Raw genomic sequence first — 24,344 nt, forward strand, 5'->3', positions numbered from 1 at the left:
CGCAAATGTTTTAATTGACAAATTGCTTTTATATTTCGATCTTGAGCGCCGCCGGGGATCGCCGCGGCCAACGAAAAAATAATCTGACGGGGCGCCGGTTCGGCAAGGGAGAGGATTTGGGGATGACCTATATTTCGACGGAGTCGGGCACGCAGGGACGTTTGCTGCGGCGGTTGCTGACGTCGGTGAGTGCGGTGGTCGTGTTCGGCGGGGTAGCGCAGGCGCAGACGGCAACGCCGCCGCCGGTGACGAACGCGCAACAGCCGACCGCCCCCGCCGACCAGGGCCCGGCCCCGGCAGACCAGGGGCAGACGAACACCGGCCCGGTCCGGATCACGGCCGATGACATCGTGGTGACCGGCTATCGTCGCTCGATCGAAACCAGCCTGGCGCGCAAGCGTGCGGCAAACGCCTTCATCGACGTGATCACGGCGGAAGACGTCGGCAAGTTTCCCGACAAGAACGTCGCGGACTCGCTCCAGCGCGTCCCGGGTGTGATCATCGATCGCGATGGCGGCGAGGGAAGCAGGGTCAGCATCCGCGGCCTGCAATCGGACCTGACCCTGACCGAACTCAACGGCAACTTCATCGCCGGCGCGGATACCGGCGACCCGTCGCGGTCGTTCAACTATCTGCTGCTGCCCTCGAACATGATCGGTAGCATCGACGTCTACAAGTCGCCCGAGGCGCGGCTCGACGAAGGTGGTGTCGGCGGCACGATCATCCTGCACACGCGACGGCCGCTGGATCTCAAGCCCTGGTCCGGGTTCGTCTCGGCCGAAGGCACGATTTCGGACGTGACCAACAAGGTCGAGCCGCAGATTTCGGGGCAGCTGTCGTGGCACAACGCCTCCGGCACGCTTGGCCTGCTGGTCGGCGGGACCTATCAGAAGCGGACCAATCGCGAGATGGATGGCTCGACCGAGAGCTGGCAGTGGTGGACCGATGGCGGTCGCGACGGCATCAAGGCGACCGACGTGCGGGGGCGTCCGATCGCCAACGATGCGGCGGTGAGCTATTGGTCGCAAGGGCGGGGCGAAACGACCCAGTCCGGCACGCATTACAACGGCTATTGGGCACCGCAGTCGGTCGACGAATCGATCGTCGTCTCCGAACGCGAGCGGATCGGCGCGCAAGCGACGCTGGAGTGGAAACCGACCGACAATCTGCGGCTCACCGCCAACTATTTCCGGTTCCAGCTGAACAGCAAGACCCAGTCCAACGTGTTGAAGATCCCCGAATGGGGCTATGACAATTTCTTCACCGCGGCGAAATTCGACAAGAGCGGGACGATCCTGCAGTCGGCGACGTTCCAGGTGCCCAACGCGGGTACGGGATGCCTGCGGCAGACGCCGATCTGCACCATGGAGACGCCGCAGCTGTCCGGCGTCTACGCCCGGGAAAAGGACATCTCGAACACGTTCGACCTGCATGGCGACTGGTCGCACGACCGGCTGTCGGTGTCGTTCATCGTCGGCAAGACCCGTTCCACCGGCGGCCCGTCTGAGCAGTTTTCCGTCGCGGCCAAGCCGCGCTTGACCGGCACGGTCACGCAGAACGGCAATTTCCTCAGCATGTACGACTATAGCGGCGGCGGGCTGAACATGACCTTCTCGCCCGAATTGCAGCAGAACCTGACGAACGGGGTCGCGCAGATCGACACCGGGTCGACCGGGTCGGGCTTCACCAACAGCTCGGTCGAGCAGCGCTACGCGCAGGTCGACGTCACGCGCAAGTTCGACGGGCTGCTCCAGTCGATCCAGGTCGGAGGCAAATGGCGCGACGGCAAGATCACGCGCGAGACCGGCGAGCTCGACTGGTATGCCGATCCGGCGACGCAGCTGCGCTTCCAGGACACGCCGGCGGGCGCAGTCGCGCAGCCGTCGTTCTTCTACAGTTCGCCGATCAGCAATATTCCGGGGGGCTTCACCGCAAGCTCCTATCCCGGGATCAACCTGACCAATTACCTCAGCTATCTGAACAAGACCTACGGTCAGGCGGTCAACGTGCCGCAGCCGCAGAACCTCTACAAGATCGACGAGAAGATCTGGGCGGGCTATATCGAGGCGAACTTCAAGGCGGGGCCGGTTCGCGGCAACATCGGGCTGCGCGTCGCCAATACCAAGCAGTCGGGCACCTCGACCGACACCATCTATCGCGAGATCGATTATTGCCAGGACGGCCCCGGCGGTCCGTTCAGCCCGCCGCCGCTGGGCGCGGACGGCAATTGCCAGGTCCTGCCGCAGAGCCAGCGCGAGGTTCGCGAGTTCAGCCCGAACAACGAATCGAAGAGCTACACCGACATTCTGCCGAGCCTCAACGTCTCGTGGGACGTGACGAGCAACGTCCTGCTGCGCGGCGCGGTATCGAAGGTGGTGGCGCGGCCGGCCTATAACGATCTGGCGGCGGCGCGATCGCTGACGTTCCATTCGGCCGCCTATACCTATGACCGCAACCAGTTCGGCGAGACTGCCGGCTGGTTCGGTAATGGCGGCAATTTCAATCTCAAACCCTTCTCCGCCTGGGCGTATGACCTCGGTGCGGAGTGGTATTTCCACCGGGGTTCGGTCGTCGGCGCGGCGCTGTTCCGCAAGGACGTGAAGAACTTCGTCGTCCCGCTGGTGCTCGACCTGGCGCAGACGGTGCAGGGCCAGCAGGTTCTGGTGCAGCAATATTCGACCCAGGCGAATGGCGCGAGCGCGGTGTCGGAGGGCGTCGAGCTCTACGCGCAGCACACGCTTGATTTCGGGCTCGGCGCGCAGGTGAACTTCACCTACAACCATACGTCGACCGCGGACGTCTCGCTCAACGGCACCAAGATCGGCACGTCGCCGCTCGTCGGCAGTGCCAAGACGCAGTGGAATGCATCGCTGTTCTATGAAAAGCACGGCGTGCTGCTGCGCGCCTCGTACAACCGCAAGGGCGAGCAGGTCGGCGGAATCGTCTCCGGCCTTAACGTCTATTCGGATCCCTACGAGCAGGTCGATCTCAACGCCCAATACAATATCACCGATCATATCTCGCTGACCGCTTCGGTGATCAACCTGACCAAGTCCGAACAGCGCGCGCATCTCGGGAACGATACGACTGCGCGCTACTACTCCAGCCAGTACACCGGACGTCGCTTCTACAGCGGCGTGCAGTGGACTTTCTGAGACGGCGTACCCCTCCCCGAGTACGTCGCGCGGCACCGTCTTCCCCAGGCGGGGCCGCGCCCTTTTCCGATCCGGGCAAGGATGATGGCCGATGAGCAGGTTTGGTCTGGTTGCGCTGGCCGCGCTGCTGCTGGCGGCTCCGGTCGCGGCGCACAATCCGATCGTTCCGGGCTGGTATGCCGACCCCGAGATCCGGGTGTTCGGCGACACCTACTGGATCTACCCGACCTATTCCGACGACGCGGCAAAACCGGACGTCTCGCCGCATTTCACGCTTGACCAGGCCAAGCTGCGACGGCGGCATACGGTGCGGCCGTCTTATCTCCAGCAGACCTTTTTCAACGCCTTTTCCTCGCGCGATCTGGTCCATTGGACCCGGCACAGCCATGTGCTCGACGTCGCCAACGTGGCCTGGGCCGGCTATGCCGTGTGGGCGCCCTCGGCGATCGAGCACAAGGGCCGCTATTATCTGTTCTTCGGCGCGAACGACATTCAGAGCGACGCCGAACACGGCGGGATCGGCGTAGCGGTCGCGGACAAACCCGGCGGCCCGTTCAAGGACGCGATCGGCAAGCCGCTGATCGGGGCGTTCCACAATCAGGCGCAGCCGATCGACCCGTTCGTCTACCGCGACGACGATGGTCAGATGTATCTCTATTACGGCGGCTGGCGACATTGCAACGTCGTCCGCCTGAGCGACGACCTGCGCAGCGTCCGGCCGTTCCCGGACGGCACGACCTATAAGGAGATCACCCCGCCGGGCTATGTCGAGGGATCGTTCGTCATCAAGCGCCGCGGGGTCTATTATCTGATGTGGTCCGAGGGGGAATGGACCGGATCGGACTATAGCGTCGCCTATGCCATGGGGCCGAGCCCGACCGGACCGTTCAGGCCGATGGGCAAGATTCTCGCCGAGGACGCGCGGATCGCGCGCGGGGCGGGGCATCATTCGGTCGTCAACGTACCGGGCACCGACGAATGGTACATCGTCTATCACCGCCGTCCGCTCAGCGACGCCAAAGGCGAACATCGCCAGATCGCGATCGATCGGATGAGCTTTGCTACCGACGGCACGATCGAGCCGGTCGTGCTGACCCACACAGGCGCGCCACCGCGTCCGATCGGCCGGCGGCAATGACCGGCCCGTCCGCACCGGCCACCTTGGCCGTTCAGCCCTATACGCATTCTCCGGGAGACCTGACGTGAAGATCCGTTTCGCCGCATCCGCCGGCCGCAGCCTCGCGTTGCTCGCCGTCACCAGTCTCGGCCTGCCCGCGCCGCTGCTCGTCGCGCCGGCGATGGCGCAGCAGCGCGGCGAAGCGGCGGAATCACTGGCCGATCTGGTCAACCCGCTGATGGGAACCGATTCCACCTACGAATTGTCCTACGGCAACACCTATCCGGCGGTCGCGGTGCCGTGGGGGATGAACTTCTGGACCCCGGTGACCGGCAAGCCCGGCAGCGGCTGGGGCTATATGTACCATGATCTCAAGATCAACGGGCTCAAGCAGACGCATCAGCCGAGCCCGTGGATGAACGACTATGCCGCCTTCTCGCTGTTCGCGGAAACCGGCCCGCTCAAGATCAAGGAAGACGAGCGCGCGAGCTGGTACAGCCACAAGGCGGAGACGAGCCACCCGTACAATTACAAGGTCTATCTCGCCGATTATAACGTCACCGCCGAGGTGACGCCGACCAACCGCGCCGCGCAATTCCGCTTCACCTTCCCCAAGAGCGACGACGCGCACATCCTGCTCGACGGGCTGGCGGGCGGGTCGATGGTCAAGATCGATGCGGCCAACCGGCGGATCACTGGCTATGTCCGCAACAACCACGGCGGCGTGCCCGACAATTTCCACAATTACTTCGTCGCGCAGTTCGACCACGACTTCAGCGTCAGCCGGACCTGGGACGACAATTGGCAGATCGGCGCGGATGCGACGCGTGAAGGCGGCCATGTCGGCGCGGTCGTCAGCTTCAGGACGCACGACGGGGAACAGGTCGGCGTAAAGGTCGCCTCGTCCTTCATCAGCGCGGAGCAGGCACAGCGCAATGTCGACAGCGAGATCGGCCGTGACAGCTACGCCGCGACCGAGGCCAAGGCGAAAGCCGCGTGGGAGAAGGAGCTCGGGATCATCCGGGTGAGCGATCCCGATCTCAACAACAAGCGCACCTTCTATTCGGCAATGTACCGGATGCTGCTGTTCCCGCGGCAGTTCCACGAGATCGATGCGCGCGGGACGATGGTCCATTACAGCCCGTATGACGGCAAGGTCCACGACGGGCCGATGTATACCGACAACGGCTTCTGGGACACGTGGCGCGCGGTCTTCCCCTATTTCGCGCTCGTCCGGCCCGAGCTCGACGGCCAGATCATGCAGGGGCTGGCCAACGCCTATAAGGAAGGCGGCTGGCTCCCCGAATGGATGAGCCCGGGCCAGCGCGACGTGATGATCGGGTCGAACTCGGCGAACATCATCGCGGACGCCTATCTGGAAGGCGTGCGCGGGTTCGACATCGAGACGCTGTACGAGGCGATGGTCAAGAATGCGACGACCTCGGAAGGGCGACCGAAGGACAAGAAGGGCAATGTCGTCACCGCAGTCGGGCGCGAGGGCGTCGAATGGTACAACAAGCTCGGCTATGTGCCCTATGACGTCGGCATCAACGAAAGCGCCGCGCGCACGCTTGAATACGCCACCGCCGACTTCTCGCTCTCGCGCCTCGCCGCCGCGCTCGGCAAGACCGAGGATGCCAGGAAATACGCCGCGCAGGCGCAGAATTACCGCAAGCTCTACGACGCGCAATCCGGCTGGATGCGCGGCCGCAACAAGGACGGTAGCTGGATGCAGCCGTTCAATCCCTACGCCTGGGGGGATGCCTTCACCGAGGGCAATGCGCTGCATTACAGCTTCTCGGCGATGCAGGACGTGCAGGGGCTGATCGACCTGCAGGGCGGCGATCGTGCGTTCACCGACAAGCTCGATTCGATCTTCACGCTGCCGCCGGTGTTCGACGACAGCTATTACGGATCGGTGATCCATGAGACGCGCGAGATGCAGATCGTCAATATGGGGCAATATGCGCACGGCAATCAGCCGATCCAGCACATGACCTATCTCTACGACTGGGCGGGCCAGCCGTGGAAGACGCAAGGCCATGTCCGCGACGTGATGGCCAAGCTCTATTCGGCGACGCCTGACGGCTATCCGGGGGATGAGGACAATGGCCAGACTTCGGCCTGGTACGTCTTTTCCGCGATGGGCTTTTATCCGGTGACCCCGACGGTCGGCCAATATGCGATCGGCAGTCCACTGTTTCGATCGGTCCGCCTGACCATGCCGGGCGGCAAGGTGCTGACGATCGAGGCGCCCAACAACGGGCCGCAGAACGTCTACATCCAGTCGGTGACGCTGAACGGCAAGCCGCATGACAAGCCGTGGCTGTCGCGCGCTGCCTTGCAGGCGGGCGGGACGCTGCGTTTCGTGATGGGGCCGACCCCCAACACGCACTGGGGCACCGCCAAGGCGAACGCGCCTTTCTCGATGAGCGCACCGGTGGCGCGCTGAGCTGAAAACGGAACGGGAGAGTGGCATGAATCGTCGAGACATCATTGCGGGCGCAGGCGCGCTCGCGGTCGCGGCGGCGGTCCCCGCCCGCGCGGCGACGGCTGCCTACGGATCGAAGAGGCCGCCGATCAGCGCGCGCCGCTTCACCAGCAAGGCGGTCGAGGCGGAGATCCGTGCGGTCAAGGCGCGGATCGCCGACCCCGAACTCGCCTGGATGTTCGAGAACTGCTACCCCAACACGCTCGACACGACGGTCAAGCTGTCGAGCATCGACGGCAAACCCGACGCGTTCGTCATCACCGGCGATATCGACGCTTTGTGGCTGCGCGACAGTTCGGCGCAGATGCAGACCTACGTCCATCTCGCGCCGCGCGACGCCGATTTGCGCCGCGTGTTCCACGGGCTGATCCAGCGACAGGCGCGCTGCATCCTGATCGATTCCTACGCCAATGCCTTCATGGAGGATCCGACCGCCAGATCGTCGCTCGGCGCGGTGTCCGACAAGACCGAGATGAAGCCAGGCGTCGCGGAGCGGAAATGGGAGATCGACTCGCTCTGCTATCCGATGCGGCTGGCGCATTCCTATTGGACCGCCACGCGCGACACGGCACCGTTCGATGCGTTGTGGGCGCAGGGCATGGCGCGCGCGGTCGCAACCTTCCGCGAACAACAACGCAAGGAAGGGCCGGGGCCTTACCACTTCCAGCGCGTCGACCCGTCACCGACCGAGACGTTGATGCTCGGCGGCTATGGCGCGCCTACCCGCAAGGTCGGGCTGATCCATTCGATGTTCCGGCCGTCCGACGATGCGACGGTGCTGCCGTTCTTGATCCCGTCCAACCTGTTCGCGGTCTCCGCGCTGCGGATGCTGGCGCAGGTGCAGCAGGAAGCGCGCGGCGACACCGCGGCGGCGCGGGACTGTCTCGCGCTTGCCGCCGAGGTCGAGGCGGCGCTCGTCGCGCATGGCCGGATGCCCGACGGGCAGGGCGGCACGGTCTGGGCCTATGAGGCGGACGGCTTCGGCAACGCGCTGTTCATGGACGACGCGAACGTGCCGAGCCTGTGCGGGCTGGCGTTGCTCGGTGCCGCGGATCGCGCGGACCCGCTGTTCCGCCGGACGGCGGCGTTGGCGTGGAGCCCGCGCAACCCGTTCTTCTTCGAGGGCAGCGCCGCGCAGGGGATCGGCGGGCCGCATGTCGGGCTCGACATGATCTGGCCGATGTCGATCATGGTCCACGCGCGCAACAGCGACGACGATGCGGTGGTTCGCCAATGCCTGCGCTGGCTGAAGACGACGCATGCGGGCACCGGCTTCATGCACGAGAGCTTCCACAAGGACGATCCCGCCAAGTTCACGCGGCCGTGGTTCGCCTAGGCCAACGGCCTGTTTGGCGAGCTGATCCTCGACACGCTGCGGCGCAAGCCCGCATTGCTCGCCGAACGCCTCTAGGACGCGATGATAGCCGCTTACAGCACCTGCACGACGTCCGGCTGGCCCTGCGCCTTCCACAGGGCGCCAGGCTTTGGCAGCAGGAAATGGCTGAACGGCAGGATCGCCGCGCCGACTGCGGGCGCATCCGCGGACAGAGCTGCGCGCCGCACCGGTGCGACCGAGGGGAGCAATGGCGCGCGCGCGCGCATCAGCGCATCGGTGCGCTCCGCCAGGGCGTCGAGCTGCGCGGTCGGCAGTCTGCCGCCCAGCAGAATCACGCCCGGATTGATCAGGCAGTTGATCGCCTCGATCGGCACCGTCAGCTGATGTGCGGCGCGTTCGATCCATTCGGAAACACAGGCCTGCACCTCGGGATCGGTCGTGCCATCCATCACTTCGGCCAGGTGGAACCCCTGTTCTTCAAGGCTGCGCGCGAGGCCGGAGAGCGAAACGTAGCGCTGGATCTGCTCGTCCGGGGTTGTGTCATGCTGGGGCGACCGCATGAAGCCGAGCTCACCGCTACGCCCGTCCGCACCGCGGATGTAGGTTCCGTCGATCACCAGGCCGCCACCCAGTCCGGACGACAGCAGGATGTAGAAGAAGGTGTTGTTGCGCTGCCCCTGGCCGAGCTGCATCTCGCCCATGGCCGCCGCGGCGGCGTCGTTTTCGAGAAAGACCGGAAGCGCGAAAGGTTCGTCGAACAGGGACGCGACGTCGACATCAGCCCAGGCGGCGTAGCTCGGCGGGCGGCCCGGCAGGTCGACCAGCCCAAGGTCGTCGGGCACGGCAACACCCAGGCCGACGACCTTGGCGACATCGACATTCGCCTTGCGGAGCATGGTGCGGATCGAACGACGATACAGCGCGCGGACTTGGTCCGGCAGCGCGAAGTCGAGATCCTCGGTCACGCGGGCGAGCGTTTCTCCCGAGAAGTCGACCAGCACGATCGTGACATGGTCGCGATCGATGTTGACGCCGATCGAATAGCAGGCGTCGCGCCGGACCACGAGCTTGGTCGGCGGCTGCCCGCGCGCGCCGCGCCGCTGCCCCGCTTCCTCGATCAGCCCGTCCTGCAGCAGGCGCTTGGTGATGTTCGCGATCGCGGGACCGGTCAGCCCAGTGATCCGGGCCAATTCGACGCGCGTCAACGGACTCATCACGCGGATCGCATGAAGCGTCACACGCTGGTTATGGTCTGCGGCGCGTTCCAGATTGGTGCCCGACAGGCGCGGCTGATCCCGCGGGGTCTGGCGTGTCATACCCATCCGCTGCGCGGTACGGCGCGAACCATCGCGGTCATGATCGATCCCATCTCTACCCTGCCTGTTGCGCGCACCCGCGATCCCCGTTCCGGCAATGCGAACCGCGGCGCCTCGGCAAACTGCACTAGCACGACCGTAACGACCAGCCCAAACGGCGCGGCGGACCGATGGCAGACGGCATGGCCCGACGCGCCACGTCTCGGCCGGTCCTCAGCTTTCTGGATGATTGAATTATTTAAGTTGGTTTATTAATGATGGGCGGCGTCGCGGTCGACCGTCAGGTGTGTGGTGCGCGCGGACAGCGTTTGGGAGAGAATATGCAGCTTGTGCTTAGCGTCCGGGTCCTGGCACGGACGACCAAGGCATGACGGCTGACGGAAACGTCGCGCCCCTGCGCGCCGGTGTGGAACTTGGTGGGACCAAATGCGTGTGCACGCTCGCGCGGAGCACTGGCGAGATCATTGACCAGGCTACCGTACCGACCCGCGATCCCGGCGAGACGCTGCCGGCGATCATCGCGATTCTGCGGGCGTGGCAGAATACGCACGGGTTCACCGCGCTCGGAATCGCGTCGTTCGGCCCGCTGGAGCTGAATGTCGCGTCGCTCCATCATGGCGAGATCGGCGCGACCACCAAGCCGGGCTGGACCGGTACCAACGTCCTTCGCATCCTGTCGGCCCCGTTCGATGTCCCGGTCGGGTTCGATACGGACGTCAACGGTGCGGCGCTCGCCGAGATGGCGTGGGGGTGTGCGCAGGGCATGACCGACTTTGCCTATGTCACCGTCGGCACCGGCGTCGGGGTCGGGCTGGTGGTGCACGGTCTTCCCACGCGCGGCATCGGGCATAGCGAACTGGGGCACATTCGCGTGCCACGGCTGGCCGGCGACACGTTTCCCAGCTTCTGCCCTTTCCACGACGATTGCGTGGAAGGGCTGGCTTCGGGATCCGCCCTCGCGCTGCGGCTCGGCGAGCGATCCGCGCGCGATGTCGCGGCGGGGGACCCCGTCTGGGCGCAGGTGGTCCATGTGCTCGCCGTCCTGTGTCATACCCTCGTCTGCGCGACCGGTCCGCACCGCATCGCGATCGGCGGGGGCGTGGTGACCGGCCAGGCGCATTTGCTCGAGCGGATCGAAGCAAGTCTCGTCGCCAGTCTCAACGGCTATATGCGGCTGCCCGCGGACGCGCCCTATATCGTCGCGCCGGCGCTGGGAGACCGGGCGGGGCCGCTCGGTTCGATCGCGGTCGCCAATTTCGCCGATACGGGCGCGCGCCGGTCCTGAGCCGGCGGTGCGGCCGCACCGCCGGCCATGGTCATAGCCGCTCGTCGCTCTGGATGAGCTGGTCGGCGATCTGCCGGGCGGCAGCCTGCGCCATTGCGGCGACCTGCTGCGCGGTATGGAGTGGCTGGCGACGCTCGAGGTAGGGAACCGTCAGCGCCGCGGCGGCCGCATTGCTCCGCAGGATCGGGACCGAAGTGTCGATCACGCCTGCGATCAGCGGGCTCGGCATCTGTTCGAGACCGGCTGCGCGGATCGCATCGGCGTGGGCGCGAAAGGCATGGAGATCCTTTGTCGACAGCGGCGGGTCGAACAACCCTTCCCACCGCGTGCGGACGGCATCGCTCTGGAAAGCGTAGAGGACGGTGCCGGATGCGGTCCACGGCAGGGGCCGGCGATACCCGACGCGGACCGAGAAGCCGAGATGCTCGCCGGATTCGACCCTGGCGACGACCACGATTTCGCCCCGGCTGTGCAGCGCGAGATGGCAGGACTCGCTGCTTTCCTGCACCAGTTGCCGCATCACGGGCAGGGCGAGCTCGACCAGATTGCGGGTGCGGGGCTGGCGCATGCCGAGCGAGAAGAGCCGGTCGGTCAGGCGGAACCCTTCCGATGCCGAATCCTGCTCGATATATCCGCGGAACTGCAGCACCTGAACCATCCGGTGCAATTCGCCGCGCGACCGATCGAGCTGGTCGGCGATCGTCGTGAACGACATCGGATCGCGCGCATTGGCAAGCAATTCGAGGATGTCGAGCCCCTTCTCGAGCGCAGGTGCCTTGTACCGGCGGCCGTCCTGCTCTTCGTGCTCTTCCTGCTCCATGATCGCCCCCGCTTCGGTCTTATGTACCGTCGACCTTAGCCGGGGCGCGTGGCAGCGGACAAGGTCCGCCCCCACGCGCGCCGGCGGGGGCAGACCCGTCAGCGGCCCATGATCTTGACCAGGCCTGCCGGATCCTGCCCGGTCGGCAATTTGCCCGATGCGCTCAGCCGCTTTGTCGTATCGTCCCAGCGCAGCGTCGCACTGCTGCCGGTCTTGCGATTGCTCACGCCATCGTCGTCGTACAGCGTGAAGCTGGTCGATCGCCCCGGATAGACGCGGATACTGTCCAGTTGCTGCCGCGTGGCCGTGCTGGGGACCTGAACACCCATCGGGATGATCGATCCGGCGCGGACGAACAGCGGAATGCGGTCGATCGGCGCTGGCGCAGTGATCGTCTGGCCGCCGCTGTGGCGCTCGTTGGTCCAGTAGTCATACCAGTCCGCGCCGGCCGGCAGATAGACCGGGCGGCTGGTCGCGCCCTGTTCGGTGACGGGGGCGACGAGGAACGCCGGTCCGAACATATATTCGTCCCCCATGTCGGCGACCTTGGGATCGTTCGGAAAGTCCATGAACAACCCGCGCATGAACGGCGCGCCACTCTGCTGGGTCTGATGACCGAGCGCGTAGAGGTAGGGCATCAAGGCGTAACGAAGCCTCAGATACTGCGCGAGCACCGGTTCGGCGGCCTTGCCATATTGCCAGATTGCGGTGCCCGGACGCTGCCCGTGGATCCGCAGAGTCGGGGTGAAGCTGTTATACTCGAACCAGCGGACGAACAGTTCGGGATAGTCCGGATAGTTTGCCCCCATGGCGGTCGCGCCGGCGGGGTCGAGCAGGACCGGGTGTTCCGCGGTCGGGCCGGCCGGATATTGCCAGCCCCCGGTGTCGCTGCTCCAATATGCCATGCCGGACGCGGTGAAGTTCAGCCCGGTCGGGACTTGTCGGCGCAAGGCCTCCCACGTCGACTGGACGTCCGACGACCAGAACAGGCAGCCGTTGCGCTGGGCACCGAGATAGGCCGCCCGACACAGGATGAGGTTGCGTAGGTCGGGCCGGTCCTTGGCCGACCCATCCGCAACGCTCGCCGTATGCACCAGCGGGAAGACGTTGTGATAGCGATCGCCGGACCCGATCGAGAACTGATGGCCGTCCGGCACCAGATCCGGCTCGGTCTCGTCGAGCCAGAACCAGTCGAAGCCCTGCGAGGCGATATTGTCGCGGATCTTGCCCCAGAACCATTTGCCCGCATCCGGATTGGTGCTGTCGAGCAATGCTCCGGCCCGGTCATACCGCACCGGCAGGCCGTCGACCACGCTGCCGTCGGCATCGTGCAGCAACCATCCCTTGGCGGAGAGCATGTCGTAATAGCGCGACTCCTTCTCGAAGCGCGGCCACACGCTGATGATGCTGCGCATGCCCATTGCCTTGAGCCGGGCATTCATGCCCGCAGGATCCGGGAAATAGGTGCGGTCGATGTCGAGCTGGCCCATCCGGCTCCAGTAGAACCAGTCGAGCACCATCGCGTCGAGCGGATAGCCGCGGCTGCGATAGCCGTCGGCAATGCCGAGCAGTTCGGCCTGCGTCTCATAGCGCGCCTTGCTCTGAATCAGCCCGAATGCGGCCTTGGGGGGCAGCGGGGTCGGCCCGGTCAGCCTGGCGTAGCCCGCGTAGAGCGCGTCGGTCGTGTCCCCTGTGATGACGAAGAAGGAGACGCGCTCGCCGACCTGCGACTGCCAGTGAGTGCTGTTGTGGAGTCCCGGGGAAACCGTCGTCGTCGAAGGGTTGTCCCAGACGATGCCATACCCCTTGTTGGTGACCATGAACGGTACGCACACCGTCTCCCCCGCGGGCGCGTCATAATTGTGGCGGCAGTCGATCGTCCGGCCGCGCAGGTCGAGCTTGCCTTCCTGATTCTGTCCGAGCCCGTAATAATGCTCGTCGAGCGGTGCGGCGAAGCTGGCGCCGACCTTGAAGGTCTTTTCCCCGGCAACCGTGTGCGGGGCCATTTCCCAGCCGCTCATCTGCGTGATGACATGGCCGTCCGTTCCCCGGACGGTGATCGCGACGGGGGGCAGGGACGGCGCGAAATAGCGTTCCATCTGCGAGGGGGCCTTGGGCCATGGCTGTGCGGCGACGGTCAGCGTCATCCCGGACGACGCGAAGACGTCGCCTGCGGGATCGGTGCGATGCGTCCAGCCGGTTGCGTCCGCCCTGGCGTTCGGGCCGGGGCCGGGGGGCGCATCGGCCAGCCCGCGGTCGACCGCGATCGTCACGCGCACGATATTGGGCGCATACGGTTCGATCGCGACGAGGCTGCCATTGCGGTCGAGCGTGGCGATCGGGTCGGCCTGCGCGGTGACAGGCAACAGCGCAATCGCGGCGGCGCCGGTCCAGCGCGCGAGCATCCGTTTGGGAACCGATACGGTGATCATAGGGAATCCTGTCGTTGGAAGGCGGTGGAAACGAGCATCGATCGATCGATATCGGCAATTCGGGTGCGGCCGCACAGCGCCATGGCGACGCGCATCTCGGCTTCGATCAGCCGCAGGACGTGCGCGACCCCGGCCTCGCCATTGGCGGCAAGCGCATAGGCCCAGGCGCGCCCGAGCAACACGCCCTTCGCGCCGAGGGCCATCAGCTTGACGACGTCGAGACCCGAGCGGACCCCGCCGTCAGCGAGCACCGTCAGCGCATCGCCCACCGCATCGACGATCGCGGGCAGCGCGTCGGCGGTGGCGGGGACGCCGTCGAGTTGCCGCCCCCCGTGGTTGGAGACGACGATCCCGTCCGCGCCGGTCCGCGCTGCTTCGCGCGCGTCGGCGGGGTCGAGGATACCCTTGATGATCAACGGCCCCTGCCAATGCGACCGGATGAAGTCGAGGTCGCGCCAGGTGACACTGGAATCAAAATTGGTGCGCATCCATCCGAGGAAATCCTCGAGCCCGGTCTTGTCCCCCAGCGCCGGGGCGACGTTGCCCAGATGGTGCGGCCGCCCGCGCACGCCGACGTCGAGCGCCCACTCGGGATGGGTCATGGCCTGGCCGAACCGGCGCAGCGTCCCGCCCAAGCCAGACGCGCCGGCCAGACCCGAACGGTAATCGCGGTAGCGTGCGCCTGGGACCGGCATGTCGACCGTGAAGACCAGCGCCGAACATCCGAGCTGCCGCGCTTCGTCGAGCAAGGCGCGGACGAGCCCGCGATCGCGGATCATGTAGAGCTGGAACCAAAATGGCGCGGTTGCCGCGGCGGCGACTTCGGCCAGCGGGCACACGCTGACGGTCGACAGACAGAAGGGGATGCCCGCCGCATTGGCCGCGCGGATCGCCTGCACTTCGCCCCGCCGCGCGTTCATGCCCGCAAGCCCGATCGGCGCCAGCATCACCGGCAGCGATTGCGCCGCGCCGAACAGCGTCGTCGTCAGGTCGATCGCGGACACATCGGTCAGGACGCGCTGCCGCAGGGCGAGCTGTTCGAGCACGGCCACGTTCCGGCGCAGCGTGACCTCGGCATAGGAGCCGCCGTCGAGATATTCGAACAGGAACGGGGGCAGGCGGCGGCGCGCCTGCGCTCGATAATCCAGCACTGCGGCCGCCTTCGTCATTTCACTCCCCCCGGTCCGGCGCGCGTTGCATCACCGTCCGCGTCGCCATCCGTTTTCACGTATGGTCAATTATTTTACTGGCGCAAGCCACTCGACTGTTGCGCTGAGCGTCGCGGGGTCCGAGCGCCGGTCAGGCGCCGTCCTGTTCATGGAGCGCAAAGATCTGGCCGGCTTCGGTCCATTTCGTTCCCGGCACGGCCGCGGGAATGGTCTGCTGGAAACGATCCATCAGCGTTTCCCACGCCTGAACGTCCGGATCCGCCGCGTCACCGGCCGCCTTGGCGGCGGGATCGTACGCCGCGCCCGTCTCCATCAGCATCACCAGCCGGTTGCCTGCACGGAAGATCCGCATGTCCTCGATCCCGGCGCGTCGGATGCTGGCGGTGACCGCCGCGGGGACTGCCCCCGCTGCGTGCCACCGCTCATATTCCGCGATCCCGGCTGGATCGTCCTTCAGGTCGAGCAGCAGGACATGAAGCATCAGTCGGCCTCCACGGCCTGCCGCTGCTCGCCGAGCTTGTCGATGCCGAGCCGCATCACGTCGCCTGCCTTGAGATAGACCGGCGGCTTTTGCCCCATGCCGACACCGGGGGGCGTGCCGGTGGTGATCACGTCGCCGGGATGCAGCGTCATGAACTGGCTGAGGTAGCTGACGAGGAACGCGGGCTTGTAGACCATCGTCGCGGTGGTGCCGTCCTGATAGCGGTGGCCGTTGACCTCAAGCCACATGCCGAGGTCGGTCGGGTCGCCGACCTCGTCGGGCGTGACGAGCCACGGGCCGATCGGGCCGAACGTGTCGCAGCCCTTGCCCTTGTCCCAGGTCCCGTGGCGATCGAGCTGATACTCGCGCTCGGACACGTCGTTGATGAGGCAATAGCCGGCGATGTGGGCAGGCGCGTCGGCCTCGGACACATATTTGGCAGCCGTGCCGATGACGATGCCCAGTTCGACTTCCCAATCGGTCCTGGTCGATCCGCGCGGGATGCGCACGGTGTCGTTCGGCCCGACGATCGCGCTGGTCGCCTTGGTGAACAGCACGGGTTCCGGCGGGACGGTCATCCCGCTCTCGGCGGCGTGATCCGAATAATTGAGCCCGATGCACAGGAACTTGCCGACCTGCCCGACGCACGCGCCGATACGCGGCGTGCCCTCGACCGGGGGGAGGGTTTCGGGGTCGAGGCTGGCCAGTTCGGCGAGGACGTCCGGGGATAGCGTTGCGCCGATCACGTCGGGAATTTCACCCGACAGGTCGCGCAGCGTGCCGTTCGCATCGATCAGGCCGGGGCGTTCTTCGTGGAGCGGGCCGTAGCGGACTAACTTCATGGGGAAACTCCTGGGGGGTGATTCACATTCCGTCATTTTCGCGGAGGCGGGAATCCATAGTGGCTGGCCTGCGTACGTCTTTCCCTCGGTAGCCAGTATGGATCCCCGGTTTCGCGGGGATGACGATAGGGGGGAGAGGGCGCCGAAACGAAAGCCTTAGTTGATCCAGCCGCCGTCGACGATGTGCGCCTGGCCCGTGGTGAACGCGGATTCGTCGCTGGCGAGGTACAGCGCGAGCGCGGCGATCTCCTCCGGGCGGCCGAGCCGACCCATTGGCTGTCGCGCGGTGAAATCCTTGCGCGCCTGGTCATAATCCCCGGTATCGCGCAGCCGTTGCTGGAGCGAGGGGGAATCGACCGTGCCGGGGCAGATCGCATTGCAGCGCACCCCGCGCGCGACGAAATCCGCCGCGACCGACTTGGTCAACCCGATCACCGCAGCCTTGGTCGCGCCATAAGCGAAGCGGTTGGGGATGCCCTTGATCGAACTCGCGATCGACGCGACGTTGACGATGCTCCCCGCGCCGCGATCCAGCATCAGCGGCAGGTAGGCGCGGATCGTGCGGTACATGGCGGTCACGTTGAGGTCGTTGGCGAACGCCCAGCTGTCCTCGCCGCAGTCGAGGATCGTCCCGTTGTGAACGACGCCAGCGCTGTTCATCAGCACGTCGACCGGCCCGGTGCGCCCGGGCAGCGCGGCGACCGTGGCGGCATCGCGCACGTCGAGCGCGAAGGTCTCGCATGCAAGACCCTCCAGCTTCGACGCGTCGATATCGGTCGCAATGACCCTCGCGCCCTCGGCGACGAACAGTTCGGCGCTGGCGCGACCGATGCCTTGCCCGGCGGCGGTGATGAAGACGGTCTTGCCGCTTAGCCGCGCGCTCATGCCGCCTGCCTCCGCGGCAGGCAGGCGGGGCCGACGGGATCGAAACTCTTGTAGGTCAAGATGAACTCCTGATGCCCGAGCGCCTCGGACACGCTGCGTTCGCCCGCCGCGATGGCAAGCGTTCGTTCGTAGATTTCGGTGCCGACCTGCTCGATCGTCGCGGCGCCTTCGAGGATCCGGCCGGCGTTGACGTCCATGTCGTCCGCCAGGCGTCGCGCGGTCTCGGGGTTGGCGCAGATCTTGATGACCGGGGAGATCGCCGATCCGACCACCGACCCGCGCCCCGTCGTGAACAGGTTGATGTGCGCGCCGCACGCAATCAGCTCGACGATTTCGGCATTGTCCGAAATGTTGGGAAAGCCGAAGCGCGGCTCGCCGTCCGGCACGACGTCCAGCATGTAGAGACCGGGCGAAGGCGGGATGTCGCCGGGCTTGACGATCCCCGAGATCGGCGAACTGCCCGACTTGGAATAGGCGCCCATCGACTTTTCCTCCTGCGTCGTCAGCCCGCCCTCGGCGTTACCGGGAGCGAAGCTGCCGAAGCCGAGGATGGTATAATAGCGTTCCGCCTTCTCGACGCTCGCCATCAGCGCCGCGCCGAGCTCGGGGGTGATCGCGCGGTCGGCCATGATCGCCTCGCACCCGACCAGCTCGCCGGTCTCCTCGAAGATGCAGGTCGCGCCCTCCGCAACGAAGCGATCGAACGCGCGGCCGACTGCTGGGTTGGCGGTGATCCCGCTGGTCCCGTCGGAGCCGCCGCAGATCGTCCCGATGACGAGCTCGCTGGGAGCCATCGGGATGCGCGGGCCCGCGTCCGCGATCGCCTGGACGCGCGCGACGGCGGCGAGCCCCGCGGCGATCGTCGAGGCGGTGCCGCCGTTCTGCTGGATCACCAGCGTCTCGACCGGACGCCCGCTCGCCGCGACGGTCGCTGCCAGTCCCTCGCGATTGAAGCTCTCGCAGCCGAGCGAGACGATCACGAGGCCGCCGACATTGGGATGCGTCGCGATCGCCTTCATCACCTTGTCCGCATAGCTGTTGGGATAGCAACCGGGGAAGCCGATCAGATGCACGTCGGCATGATCGATCTTGTCGACGATGCGGCGGGCGACGTGATGCGCGCACTCGACCAGATATGCGACCGCGACGACGTTGCGGATGCCCTTGCGGCCGTCGCTGCGGGACCAGGCGGAAATCATGATTCGGTGCTCCGTTCGAGCGTGTCGCGCAGGTGCGACGCGATGTAATCGCTCTTCATATTGTGCAGGTGGACGTGATCGCCGCGTGCGGCGGGGGCGGTCATCGATCCGATCGGCGCGCCATATTTGATCACCGTTTCGCCGAGGCTGAGCGTCAGGCGCGCGATCTTGTGGCCGACCTGGACCGGAACCGGGATCACGACGGCATCGCCATCGATCGAAACGGTGTCGCCGGCGGCAATTGCGGCGGTAACCACCAGGATGTTGTCGCTCGGGTGCAGAAGAATAGCGGTCATGCGGCAAAGGCGTCCGAAGAGGGGGCGTCGGCGGTCAGTCTGTCCCACAATGCGTCGGGGATCGGCCACCGGGCATAGCGGAGGGTTGCCTCGACCTGATCACGCCCGACGAGGCCGGGGATGACGCTGCCGACGACGGCATGGCGCAACGGGAATTGCAGGGCCGCCGCCGCGAGCGGGACGTCGAACGCACGACACGCCTGTTCCAGCGCCGCGACCCGCGCCACGACCAGCGCCGGCGGGGGGGCGTAGTTGAAATGGCGCGCCTGCGCGCTGCCTTCCACGAGGATCCCGCTGTTGTACGGTCCGCCGATCACCAGCCGCGTTCCGGCGCGTTCGCACCGTTCGATCAGCGCGACGGCGCCGTCCTGTTCGAGCAACGTGTAGCGGCCGGCCAGCAGGATCAGGTCGAGGTCGGCGGAGTCGAGCAACTGGTGACAGACCGCCACTTCGTTGACGCCGATCCCGATCGCACCGATGTCGCCAGCGTCGCGCAACTCGCGCAATGCCGGGTAGCCGCCGTCCAGGAACGCAGCCAGATGGCGCGCGGCATCGTCCCCGTGCGTTTCCTCGCCCAGGTCGTGCGCGAACAGCACGTCGATCCGGTCACGCCGGAGGCGCGTGCGACTTGCGCTGTAACTGCGCAGCACCGCATCGCGCGTATAGTCGAAAACCGGCTCGAGCGGGGGGGCGTCGACGAAGCCGTGCCGCTCGTGATCGGTGCTGCCGGTCGGTTCCAGCAAGCGCCCGACCTTGGTCGATACCAGCGCGCGCGCGTCCGGGTCGTGCGCCGCCAGCGCCGCGCCGAGACGGCTTTCGGCGAGACCGAACCCATAATGAGGCGCAACGTCGAAATAGCCGATCCCGGCGTCGAGCGCCGCCGCGACGGTGTCGGTTGCCACCGCATCGTCGACGCGCCGATACAGGTTGCCGATCCCGGCGCAGCCCATGCCGATCGGGGGTAGGTCGATCATGCGGGCCTCCGCAGATGAAACAGGCCGAACGCCAGCACGACGACGAAGCATCCCGCAGGAACGATCATGGCGCGCACGATCGATCCGCTTGCATCGGACACAAGGCCCATCACGGCGGGGAACACCGCGCCGCCGACGATCGCCATGACCAGCAACGCCGACCCAGCCTTGGTCCGCGCGCCCAGGCCATCGACCGCCTCGGCGAAGATCGTGGGGTACAGGATCGACATGAAGAAGCTGCTCGCGACCAGCGCGAGGACGCCGGGCATGCCACCGACGATACTTGCGATCAGGCATAGCAGCGCGGCTATCGTCGCGAACATCGACAGCAGCGGCAGTGGCCGGATCCGACCCATCAGCGCGGCGCCGGCGAAGCGACCGATCATGAAGACGATCAGCGAGGCGGTCAGATACCCCGCCGCCTGCGTCGCCGGCGTTCCCGGCAGCGCCGTTTCGACATAGCGGATCAGGAAACTCCACACGCCCACCTGCGCACCGACGTAGAAGAACTGCGCCAGCACGCCGATCAGGAAGCGCGGCGATCGTAACAGCCAGGCGAAATCGGACGCTGCGCCGACCCCGTCCTCGACGTCGGGCCGGGTCGCGATGTCGGGGAAGGGCGCCAGACGGATGAACAGCGCCCATACCAGGACACCGATCCCGATGCAGAGATACGGGATCTGGACCGCCGCCGCTGCGCTGGCGCGATCGAGTGTCGCATTGTCCGACAGGATGAAGGCGCGACCGATCAGGACTCCGGTGATCGACCCGAGCGGGTTGAACGCCTGCGCGAAGTTCAGCCGACGGGATGCGGTCTCGGCACTGCCGAGCCGCGCGATCAGCGGATTGGCGGATGTTTCCAGAAAGGCGAGACCACTCGCGATGATGAACAGCGCGGCAAGGAACGCGGGGTAGCTCAACGCGCTCGCGGCGGGCCAGAACAGCAGCGCGCCGAGGCCATAAAGGCCAAGCCCGAGCAACACCGCCGCCCGATAGCCGAACGACCGCATGAACAGCGCGGCAGGGATCGCAAGGCAGAAATAGCCGAGGTAGAAGGCGGACTGGACCAGTCCCGCGCCGAAATCCCCCAGGCTGAACAGGCCCTTGAAATGCGAGATCAGCACGTCGTTGAGATTGTTCGCGACGCCCCAGAGAAAGAACAGCGCGACGATCAGCACGATCGGGAGCTTGAGCGACGCACGCGCGGGAATGGGGCGACTCACGCGCGCTCTTGCCCGCACGCAGTCCCGGGAGCGGGTGCCGATCGCGTCGCCGATGCCGCTGGAAACGGGAAATAGCTCGATCGCATGGGCATTTCGGAATCCCCTCCAGGCTCCAACCGATCCGGATGCGGACCACGAGGGTGTCCCGCGACCCGACCGGCCTCTTTCGTCCAACCATAAAGCGACAATTTATATATGAACAGCCATTTTCGGCTTGCCGACGGAGCGGCGGGTCATCCGTGGAACACGCCCCGGCTGGCTCCGAACGCAAGGAACAGGTCCGGCCAGGCCGACGCCGGTCTGCTTTTCGGGAGGCGCACGCCGAAACCGTGGCCGCCGCTATCGAAGACGTGCAATTCCGTCGGTCGTGCCTGTGCCTTCAACGCGGTGAATAGGACGACGCTATTGGCGACGGGTACGAGATCGTCGTCCGCGGCATGCGCCAGGAAGACCGGTGGCGTGTCCGCGGTGACGCGGGCCTCGACGGAGGCGGCATGGCGCAGTGCGGCCGACGCCACATCCCCCAGCAGTGCATCGCGCGATCCGCCGTGTGAAAAGGCGGCTTCCATGCTCACCACCGGGTAGATCAGTCCGGCATAATCGGGCCGGGCCGACTGGGTGTCGATCGCGTCGACCGGGGCGTAGCTCTGCTCGGCATGTCGTGTCGCGAGCGATCCCGCCAGATGTCCGCCGGCCGAAAATCCCAGAACCGCAATCCGTGCGATATCCACGCCGTAGCGGCGCGCGCCTGCCCGGATCAGCCGCATCGCGCGCTGGGCATCCTGCAACGGTACGAGCTGGCGGTTGTCCCAGCCTTCGCCGGGCAGCCGGTATTGCAGGACGAAGGCGGTAATGCCGCGCGCATTGAGCCATGCCGCCTGTTCGAGGCCTTCATTGTCGTAGGAGAGGAAACCGTATCCGCCCCCGGGCATCACCAGCACCGCCGCGCCATTGGACCTCACGGGACGTTTCACGACGAGGACGGGATGCGCGACGCCACGGACCCAACGATCGGGATGGTGCGCATCCCGGCTTCGCTCCTCGATGCTGGCCGTGATCGCTTCATGGCGATCGCCCGGTATCGCGTTCGGCCAAAGCGGGACGATCTCGTCGCCAGATCGCACCTGCGCGCCGAGCCCGGAGGACGCGAGCAACGTCGGCGCAAGCGAGCACAACGCGGCGGCGCTTGTCAGTACGGTACGGCGGGTCGGTTCGTGAGGGGGCATCATGGAGCCTTTCAATACAGCCGGGGGCGGCGGTCCGGTGATCGATGCGTCATCATGCCGTTTTCCGCGGGGGTTACAATTGCGCCAAAGAAAAGCCCGCCGTCTCGAAGGAGACGACGGGCGTTTGATCGTTGCGACGGTATCGCCGGGATCAGTTCTTCTTGCGTGCCCGCTTCGGTGCGGCGGCGGCGGCGGTGTCTTCTTCCTCTTCGGGCGAGTCCTCACCCGCTTCGGTCAGCGCCTCGCCCAGCGCCTTCAGCTTTTCCTGCGAGGAATCGGCCTTGTCGGCGATCTTGGTCGTTGCAGCACCGAGACGATGGAGCAGGGCGTGGACGCGATCCGCATCCGGTTCGTCCCGCTCCAGCTGCTTGCGCAAGGATGCCAGATCGCGCAGGATGCCCTTGGCCCCGGACGTGTCGATATCCACCAGCGCGGCTTCCCAATCCTCGACCATGTCGGCGCCCTTGGTGGGCTTGGTCGTCTCAAGACCGCGATTGATCGCGTTCATCGTACCGGCGAATTTAACGGCCATGTTCCATCTCCGAATTGCCTGTGTGGTGGCGATCGGGGAAACGTCGGGAGGCTTGCTAAATGTCCGCGCAGCGAGCGGGCTAATGCACTGATACGGATCAACCCGATCCGATCGGTGCACGAGTACCCGCTCGGCACGCTTATCCGGTCAGGCGTCGCGCAGCCCCACGCCGATGCTCGCGCGGGCCTGCTCGGCCTCGTTCGACACGACCGGATAGGCGCAATAGTCCGCCGCATAATAGGCGCTCGGCCGATGATTGCCCGACCAGCCGATTCCCCCGAACGGCGCGCCCGACGACGCCCCGTTGGTCGGCTTGTTCCAGTTGACGATCCCGGCCCGCGCATTTGCCCAGAACTGGTCGTACAGCTTGGGGTTCTGGCTGAGCAGGGAGGCGGACAGGCCGTAGCGCGTGTTGTTCGCCTCCACGATCGCATCCTCGAAACTCGACTTTCGGATCACCTGCAGGATCGGCCCGAACAGTTCGACGTCGGGCCGGTCGTTCATCTCGGTCGTGTCGATCAGCGCGGGGCGAAGGAACGGTCGATCGAGCACGGGCCGTTCGAGATGGCGGATCGCGCGTCCGCCGCGCATCATTAGCTCGAGAAAGCTCTCGGTCAGCATGTCGGCTGCCTGATTGTCTATCACCGGGCCCATGAACGGGGCGGGGCTCGCATGCGGTTCATCGACGATGATCCGGCTGACGAGCTTGGTAACTTCGTCCAGCAACGGGTCGTAGAGCTTCTCGTCGACGATCAGCCGCCGCGCGGCGGTGCAGCGCTGGCCGGCGCTGGTGAAGGCCGACTGGACGATCAGGACCGCGGCGGCATGCAGATCCGGCGAGTCCCACACGATGATCGGGTTGTTGCCGCCCATCTCGAGCGCGAGGATTTTCTCGGGCCGGGTGGCGAAGGCGCGGTTGAGCGCGATCCCCGTCGGCGCGGAGCCGGTGAACAGCAGTCCGTCGATCCCGTCATGCGCGGCAAGCGCCTTGCCCTCGTCCGCGCCACCGATCAGCAGGCGGATACAACCGGCGGGCACGCCGCCGGCACGAAAGCAGTCGACCAGGAACGCGCCGGTCGCGGGCGTCTTTTCGGACGGCTTGAACACCACGGCGTTCCCCGCGAGCAGCGCCGGGACGATGTGCCCGTTGGGCAGATGTGCAGGGAAATTGTAGGGGCCCAGCACCGCGAGCACGCCGTGTGGCTTGTGCCGGAGCGCCATCCGCCCGGTCATCTGCGTATCGAGCCGACGTTGCGGCGTGCGGTCGGCATACGCCGTCACCGAGATGTCGACTTTGGCGATGACCGATTCGACTTCGGTCCGCGCCTCCCACAAGGGCTTGCCGGTCTCGCGCGCGATCAGGTCGGCAAAGGCGTCCGCCCGGGCACGCACGACATTGGCGACCCGGCGCAACGTCTCGATGCGGTTGGTGAGCGGTTGCGCCGCCCAGATCGGCCAGCCCGCGCGCGCGGCGGCAACTTCGGCATCGGCATCGCCGGTCGCGCCTTGCCACAACAGGGCACCGGTCGCGGGTTCGTAGGAAAGCAGGTCACTCGACATGGTAC

Annotated in this window: 19 protein-coding genes; 5 read left to right on the top strand and 14 right to left on the bottom strand. The window is 66.2% G+C overall.

Going from position 1 to position 24,344, the window contains the following annotated elements; translation table 11 throughout:
• Positions 1 to 122: 122 nt before the first annotated feature.
• The 4 genes from L8K25_RS13550 to L8K25_RS13565 all read left to right on the top strand — a co-directional run bounded on the left by L8K25_RS13550 (position 123) and on the right by L8K25_RS13565 (position 8,099).
• The gene (locus tag L8K25_RS13550) at positions 123 to 3,155 is read left to right on the top strand and encodes a TonB-dependent receptor (RefSeq protein WP_242139518.1); all 3,033 of its coding nucleotides are present in this window, start codon (positions 123 to 125) and stop codon (positions 3,153 to 3,155) included.
• A gap of 91 nt (positions 3,156 to 3,246) precedes the next feature.
• Positions 3,247 to 4,293, top strand: coding sequence for a glycoside hydrolase family 43 protein (locus tag L8K25_RS13555; protein WP_242139519.1), 1,047 nt, complete (start codon positions 3,247 to 3,249; stop codon positions 4,291 to 4,293).
• A gap of 64 nt (positions 4,294 to 4,357) precedes the next feature.
• On the top strand, positions 4,358 to 6,724 hold the full coding sequence (locus L8K25_RS13560) for a GH92 family glycosyl hydrolase (protein WP_242139520.1): 2,367 nt from the start codon (positions 4,358 to 4,360) through the stop codon (positions 6,722 to 6,724).
• A gap of 25 nt (positions 6,725 to 6,749) precedes the next feature.
• Positions 6,750 to 8,099 (top strand): glycoside hydrolase family 125 protein, encoded by a 1,350-nt coding sequence (locus L8K25_RS13565; protein ID WP_347341154.1) that lies wholly within the window; start codon positions 6,750 to 6,752, stop codon positions 8,097 to 8,099.
• A gap of 92 nt (positions 8,100 to 8,191) precedes the next feature.
• Here L8K25_RS13565 and L8K25_RS13570 read toward each other — a convergent pair whose 3' ends face one another.
• The gene (locus tag L8K25_RS13570; protein WP_242139521.1) at positions 8,192 to 9,415 is read right to left on the bottom strand and encodes an ROK family transcriptional regulator; all 1,224 of its coding nucleotides are present in this window, start codon (positions 9,413 to 9,415) and stop codon (positions 8,192 to 8,194) included.
• Positions 9,416 to 9,782: 367 nt separating this feature from the next.
• Here L8K25_RS13570 and L8K25_RS13575 point away from each other — a divergent pair, with 367 nt between their 5' ends.
• The gene (locus tag L8K25_RS13575; protein ID WP_242139522.1) at positions 9,783 to 10,700 is read left to right on the top strand and encodes an ROK family protein; all 918 of its coding nucleotides are present in this window, start codon (positions 9,783 to 9,785) and stop codon (positions 10,698 to 10,700) included.
• A gap of 31 nt (positions 10,701 to 10,731) precedes the next feature.
• Here L8K25_RS13575 and L8K25_RS13580 read toward each other — a convergent pair whose 3' ends face one another.
• The 13 genes from L8K25_RS13580 to astD all read right to left on the bottom strand — a co-directional run bounded on the left by L8K25_RS13580 (position 10,732) and on the right by astD (position 24,339).
• Positions 10,732 to 11,520 (bottom strand): IclR family transcriptional regulator, encoded by a 789-nt coding sequence (locus tag L8K25_RS13580; RefSeq protein WP_242139523.1) that lies wholly within the window; start codon positions 11,518 to 11,520, stop codon positions 10,732 to 10,734.
• 98 nt (positions 11,521 to 11,618) lie between these two features.
• Positions 11,619 to 13,952 (bottom strand): TIM-barrel domain-containing protein, encoded by a 2,334-nt coding sequence (locus L8K25_RS13585; RefSeq protein ID WP_242139524.1) that lies wholly within the window; start codon positions 13,950 to 13,952, stop codon positions 11,619 to 11,621.
• A complete protein-coding gene (gene lldD / locus L8K25_RS13590) occupies positions 13,949 to 15,121 on the bottom strand; it encodes an FMN-dependent L-lactate dehydrogenase LldD (RefSeq protein WP_242139525.1) in 1,173 nt (390 codons plus the stop codon). Before lldD ends, L8K25_RS13585 begins: the two co-directional genes overlap by 4 nt.
• A 130-nt stretch (positions 15,122 to 15,251) precedes the next feature.
• Positions 15,252 to 15,602 (bottom strand): L-rhamnose mutarotase, encoded by a 351-nt coding sequence (locus L8K25_RS13595; protein ID WP_242139526.1) that lies wholly within the window; start codon positions 15,600 to 15,602, stop codon positions 15,252 to 15,254.
• Positions 15,602 to 16,444, bottom strand: coding sequence for a fumarylacetoacetate hydrolase family protein (locus L8K25_RS13600; RefSeq protein ID WP_242139527.1), 843 nt, complete (start codon positions 16,442 to 16,444; stop codon positions 15,602 to 15,604). Before L8K25_RS13600 ends, L8K25_RS13595 begins: the two co-directional genes overlap by 1 nt.
• Before the next feature lie 156 nt (positions 16,445 to 16,600).
• Positions 16,601 to 17,329 (bottom strand): SDR family oxidoreductase, encoded by a 729-nt coding sequence (locus L8K25_RS13605; protein ID WP_242139528.1) that lies wholly within the window; start codon positions 17,327 to 17,329, stop codon positions 16,601 to 16,603.
• Positions 17,326 to 18,528: a UxaA family hydrolase gene (locus L8K25_RS13610; RefSeq protein ID WP_242139529.1), complete on the bottom strand. Its 1,203-nt coding sequence runs from the start codon at positions 18,526 to 18,528 to the stop codon at positions 17,326 to 17,328. Before L8K25_RS13610 ends, L8K25_RS13605 begins: the two co-directional genes overlap by 4 nt.
• Positions 18,525 to 18,824, bottom strand: a complete 300-nt coding sequence (locus L8K25_RS13615; protein WP_242139530.1) for a UxaA family hydrolase — start codon at positions 18,822 to 18,824, stop codon at positions 18,525 to 18,527. The genes L8K25_RS13610 and L8K25_RS13615 overlap by 4 nt, the downstream gene beginning before the upstream one ends.
• Positions 18,821 to 19,798: an aldo/keto reductase gene (locus L8K25_RS13620; RefSeq protein WP_242139531.1), complete on the bottom strand. Its 978-nt coding sequence runs from the start codon at positions 19,796 to 19,798 to the stop codon at positions 18,821 to 18,823. The genes L8K25_RS13615 and L8K25_RS13620 overlap by 4 nt, the downstream gene beginning before the upstream one ends.
• The gene (gene fucP / locus L8K25_RS13625; RefSeq protein ID WP_242139532.1) at positions 19,795 to 21,021 is read right to left on the bottom strand and encodes an L-fucose:H+ symporter permease; all 1,227 of its coding nucleotides are present in this window, start codon (positions 21,019 to 21,021) and stop codon (positions 19,795 to 19,797) included. Before fucP ends, L8K25_RS13620 begins: the two co-directional genes overlap by 4 nt.
• 233 nt (positions 21,022 to 21,254) lie before the next feature.
• Complete coding sequence (locus L8K25_RS13630) at positions 21,255 to 22,250, bottom strand: alpha/beta hydrolase (protein ID WP_242139533.1); 996 nt, start codon at positions 22,248 to 22,250, stop codon at positions 21,255 to 21,257.
• Positions 22,251 to 22,398: 148 nt separating this feature from the next.
• Positions 22,399 to 22,779: a hypothetical protein gene (locus tag L8K25_RS13635; RefSeq protein ID WP_242139534.1), complete on the bottom strand. Its 381-nt coding sequence runs from the start codon at positions 22,777 to 22,779 to the stop codon at positions 22,399 to 22,401.
• 147 nt (positions 22,780 to 22,926) lie between these two features.
• Positions 22,927 to 24,339 carry a succinylglutamate-semialdehyde dehydrogenase gene (gene astD / locus L8K25_RS13640; protein WP_242139535.1) on the bottom strand — a complete coding sequence of 471 codons (1,413 nt, stop codon included), beginning with the start codon at positions 24,337 to 24,339 and terminating at the stop codon, positions 22,927 to 22,929.
• Positions 24,340 to 24,344 lie beyond the last annotated feature (5 nt).

Origin of the sequence: Sphingomonas sp. TREG-RG-20F-R18-01 (genome assembly GCF_022662475.1) — a bacterium.
Taxonomy (GTDB): domain Bacteria; phylum Pseudomonadota; class Alphaproteobacteria; order Sphingomonadales; family Sphingomonadaceae; genus Sphingomonas.

What these genes read in the sequence shown, in the direction of transcription:
- L8K25_RS13575 (WP_242139522.1), top strand. Translation starts at nt 9,783, where the DNA reads ATGACGGCTGACGGAAACGTCGCGCCCCTGCGCGCCGGTGTGGAACTT.
- L8K25_RS13565 (WP_347341154.1), top strand. Translation starts at nt 6,750, where the DNA reads ATGAATCGTCGAGACATCATTGCGGGCGCAGGCGCGCTCGCGGTCGCG.
- L8K25_RS13595 (WP_242139526.1), bottom strand. Translation starts at nt 15,602, where the DNA reads ATGCTTCATGTCCTGCTGCTCGACCTGAAGGACGATCCAGCCGGGATC.
- L8K25_RS13550 (WP_242139518.1), top strand. Translation starts at nt 123, where the DNA reads ATGACCTATATTTCGACGGAGTCGGGCACGCAGGGACGTTTGCTGCGG.
- L8K25_RS13600 (WP_242139527.1), bottom strand. Translation starts at nt 16,444, where the DNA reads ATGAAGTTAGTCCGCTACGGCCCGCTCCACGAAGAACGCCCCGGCCTG.
- L8K25_RS13620 (WP_242139531.1), bottom strand. Translation starts at nt 19,798, where the DNA reads ATGATCGACCTACCCCCGATCGGCATGGGCTGCGCCGGGATCGGCAAC.
- L8K25_RS13615 (WP_242139530.1), bottom strand. Translation starts at nt 18,824, where the DNA reads ATGACCGCTATTCTTCTGCACCCGAGCGACAACATCCTGGTGGTTACC.
- L8K25_RS13555 (WP_242139519.1), top strand. Translation starts at nt 3,247, where the DNA reads ATGAGCAGGTTTGGTCTGGTTGCGCTGGCCGCGCTGCTGCTGGCGGCT.
- L8K25_RS13635 (WP_242139534.1), bottom strand. Translation starts at nt 22,779, where the DNA reads ATGGCCGTTAAATTCGCCGGTACGATGAACGCGATCAATCGCGGTCTT.
- astD (WP_242139535.1), bottom strand. Translation starts at nt 24,339, where the DNA reads ATGTCGAGTGACCTGCTTTCCTACGAACCCGCGACCGGTGCCCTGTTG.
- L8K25_RS13610 (WP_242139529.1), bottom strand. Translation starts at nt 18,528, where the DNA reads ATGATTTCCGCCTGGTCCCGCAGCGACGGCCGCAAGGGCATCCGCAAC.
- L8K25_RS13580 (WP_242139523.1), bottom strand. Translation starts at nt 11,520, where the DNA reads ATGGAGCAGGAAGAGCACGAAGAGCAGGACGGCCGCCGGTACAAGGCA.
- L8K25_RS13585 (WP_242139524.1), bottom strand. Translation starts at nt 13,952, where the DNA reads ATGATCACCGTATCGGTTCCCAAACGGATGCTCGCGCGCTGGACCGGC.
- lldD (WP_242139525.1), bottom strand. Translation starts at nt 15,121, where the DNA reads ATGACGAAGGCGGCCGCAGTGCTGGATTATCGAGCGCAGGCGCGCCGC.
- L8K25_RS13630 (WP_242139533.1), bottom strand. Translation starts at nt 22,250, where the DNA reads ATGATGCCCCCTCACGAACCGACCCGCCGTACCGTACTGACAAGCGCC.
- L8K25_RS13570 (WP_242139521.1), bottom strand. Translation starts at nt 9,415, where the DNA reads ATGACACGCCAGACCCCGCGGGATCAGCCGCGCCTGTCGGGCACCAAT.
- L8K25_RS13605 (WP_242139528.1), bottom strand. Translation starts at nt 17,329, where the DNA reads ATGAGCGCGCGGCTAAGCGGCAAGACCGTCTTCATCACCGCCGCCGGG.